Origin of the sequence: uncultured Capnocytophaga sp., from assembly GCF_963525585.1 — a bacterium.
Lineage (GTDB): Bacteria > Bacteroidota > Bacteroidia > Flavobacteriales > Flavobacteriaceae > Capnocytophaga.
Window position 1 is genome coordinate 1 of sequence record NZ_CAURLX010000085.1, and the last position, 3133, is coordinate 3133.

The window sequence follows — 3133 nt, forward strand, 5'->3', positions numbered from 1 at the left end:
TGCGGGTGCAAAGGTACAACCTTTTTTTCATTCTACCAAATGTTTTTAAAAAAAATTTTTCTTCTTTTTTTAAAGTCATTCAGTTTTTCAAAGAACGCCCCTCTTATTGAAAGCGGGTGCAAAAGTACAACCTTTTTTTCATTCCACCAAATGTTTTTAAAAAAATTTTTTAATCATCTGGCTTTTCAAAGAACTGCTCCCTTATCGAAAGCGGGTGCAAAAGTAATACCTTTTACCCATTCTACCAAATATTTTTACAACTTTTTTTTAATTATTTTGTAATTTGTTGATTGTCAGGATGATTTTTAAGCATTTTTTGCAGTGTAAAGACTTTTAAAAAGCGTTGTAACGCCTCTTATGGGTTTTTTTTACATCCCTATTTATCGCAAGATTGTAGTTTAATTCTTGAATTAAAAAACAAAACTTACATTGGCAAGGTTTCTATCTCCTACAAAATTACCTCATCCAGCATTTTTTCATCCTCTCTTTCGAACACCTTAAATAAAAAATCGTATATTTGCCTTTTCAAATTATTATCTCATTATGTCTTTAACTGCTATATCCCCCATTGATGGGCGTTATGCTTCTAAAACAAGCCCACTACAGGCTTATTTCTCTGAACAAGCCCTTATCCAATACCGATTACGTATTGAAGTAGAGTATTTTATTGCTTTATGTGAGATTCCTTTACCTGAACTTTCTAGTTTTGATAAGGCTCTCTTTACTTCTTTACGAGACCTATATAGGAATTTCTCTCCTGAGGACGCACTCTCTATTAAGAAAATCGAGCAAACCACAAATCACGATGTAAAAGCAGTAGAATACTTCCTTAAGCAACAGTTTGACCGTCTGGGCTTAGAGTCTTACAAGGAATTCATCCATTTTGGTCTTACCTCACAGGATATAAATAATACTTCTATTCCTCTCTCTATCAAGGAGGCCGTTCTAGAAGTATATCTCCCTAAGATAGAAGAACTTACCCAGAAAATGGAGCAACTTTCCCTTGAGTGGAAAGAAATTCCTTTACTGGCTCGTACCCACGGACAACCAGCCTCCCCTACCCTCCTAGGAAAAGAAATAAAGGTGTTTTCTACCCGTATCAGAGAACAATTAGCCTATCTTTCCTCTATAAAATATGCTGCGAAGTTCGGGGGAGCCACAGGGAATTACAACGCTCATACGGTAGCTTATCCATCTGTTCAGTGGAAGAACTTTGGAACTCATTTCGTTACAGAGGTATTAGGACTTTACCATTCCTTCCCAACCACCCAAATAGAACACTATGATCACCTAGCAGCTCTCTTTGACCTTCTCAAGCGTATCAATACAATTCTTATTGATTTTGACAGAGATATCTGGACTTATATCTCAATGGATTACTTTAAGCAACAAATCAAAGCTGGGGAAGTGGGCTCTTCAGCTATGCCTCATAAGGTGAATCCTATTGATTTCGAGAATTCTGAAGGAAATCTGGGCATTGCCAATGCGCTTCTTGAACATCTTTCCGCAAAGCTCCCTATCTCCCGACTACAGCGTGACCTTACCGATAGCACTGTATTACGTAATGTAGGGGTACCTTTCGCCCATACCCTTATCGCCATAGAAGCTACCTTAAAAGGTCTTAATAAACTAATTCTCAATGAAGAAAAAATCAAATGGGATTTACAAGAAAACTGGGCTGTGGTAGCCGAAGCTATACAAACTATCCTCCGAAAGGAAGGCTATCCTAATCCTTATGAGGCTCTTAAGGGACTTACTCGAACTAATAAGAAGATAAACCAAGAAGCCATCCACGACTTTATTGATACCCTTTCTGTGTCAGAGACTCTAAAAGCTACCCTAAAGGCCATCACTCCTGAGAATTATACTGGGGGAGATTATCTTTCCTATGAATAAGATAATGAAAGAGGAAGATATTATTGCCCTACTAGCCCTACAACATACGCCTAATATAGGGGCGATCACCGCCAAAAAGCTCATTGCTCACTGCGGGAGCCCCTCGGCTATCTACACGGAGAAAAAACATAAAATAGCCCATATTGAACGTATCGGGAGTGCTACCTTACAGCACCTATTTGACCCTATCCATCGCAAGGAAGCGGAAAAAGAATGGCTATATATACAAGAACATCGGGTGAAATACCTCACCTATTTTGATGAGGACTACCCGACGAACCTCAAGAATATTATTGATGCTCCGATTCTCTTTTTCTTCGAAGGTGATATTAATCTTAAGAATAAGAAAACCCTGAGTATTGTAGGGACAAGGGATATGACCCTACAAGGAGGAGCTTTCTGCCAGAAATTTGTAGAGGAACTCTCTGCCCTATCGGATCTGGTTATTATCAGTGGATTCGCTTATGGGGTAGATATTGCTGCACATAAGGCTGCTATGGAGAATGGATTACAGACTATCGCCTGCCTAGCTCATGGGCTGGATATGCTCTACCCTTCGGCTCATAAAAAATATCGGAATCAATTGTTAGAAAATGGTGGTTTTATTACCGAATTTTGGCATAAGAGTACCTTTGACCGAAAGAATTTCCTAAGTAGGAACCGTATTATTGCTGGGCTTTCGGATGCCACCGTCGTGATTGAGTCTGCTCGAAAAGGAGGAAGCCTCGTTACAGCGGACTTAGCTTTTTCGTATGATCGTGAAGTTTTTGCCATTCCAGGACGCCCAGATGACCCTTATAGCCAAGGATGTAACTTCCTGATAAAAAACGACAAAGCTAGACTGATTACTTCAGCTGCAGACCTTATCTACTATATGGGTTGGGAGGTAAGCTCCATTGCTAGTAAGGAAGTTGCGACTCCTATTTTTGTAGAACTCTCCCCTGAAGAAGAGAAAATTGTTCAAGTACTCAAGACACAAGAGAAACTATCCTTGGATGATCTTGCTCGTGCCTGCGAGCTCCCTATACACAAGCTTTCCAACCTACTTTTCCAAATGGAAATGAAAGGCGTTATCCGCCCCCTCCCCGGCAAGATTTTTTCATTAGCCGCTATTTTATAGTTTTTATCTATAGATATATAGAAAGAAACAATATAAAAATATTGCTATTGGAAATATTTGCCGTACCTTTGCACCCGAAAACAAAGGGGAAATAAATTGTTTTTCATATATTAGATT

General features: G+C 39.1%; 3 protein-coding genes. All 3 read left to right on the top strand.

Annotated features, from left to right (window positions below):
* A partial coding sequence (locus RYK20_RS10835; protein WP_314895434.1) for a hypothetical protein occupies positions 1 to 282 on the top strand: 282 nt, incomplete at its 5' end.
* A 261-nt stretch (positions 283 to 543) separates the two neighbouring features.
* Positions 544 to 1896, top strand: a complete 1353-nt coding sequence (gene purB, locus RYK20_RS10840) for an adenylosuccinate lyase (RefSeq protein WP_297981436.1) — start codon at positions 544 to 546, stop codon at positions 1894 to 1896.
* A gap of 4 nt (positions 1897 to 1900) precedes the next feature.
* On the top strand, positions 1901 to 3016 hold the full coding sequence (dprA, locus tag RYK20_RS10845; protein ID WP_314895435.1) for a DNA-processing protein DprA: 1116 nt from the start codon (positions 1901 to 1903) through the stop codon (positions 3014 to 3016).
* Positions 3017 to 3133 lie beyond the last annotated feature (117 nt).

Coding starts and splice junctions, on each gene's coding strand:
- purB (WP_297981436.1), top strand. CDS start 544: ATGTCTTTAACTGCTATATCCCCCATTGATGGGCGTTATGCTTCTAAA.
- dprA (WP_314895435.1), top strand. CDS start 1,901: ATGAAAGAGGAAGATATTATTGCCCTACTAGCCCTACAACATACGCCT.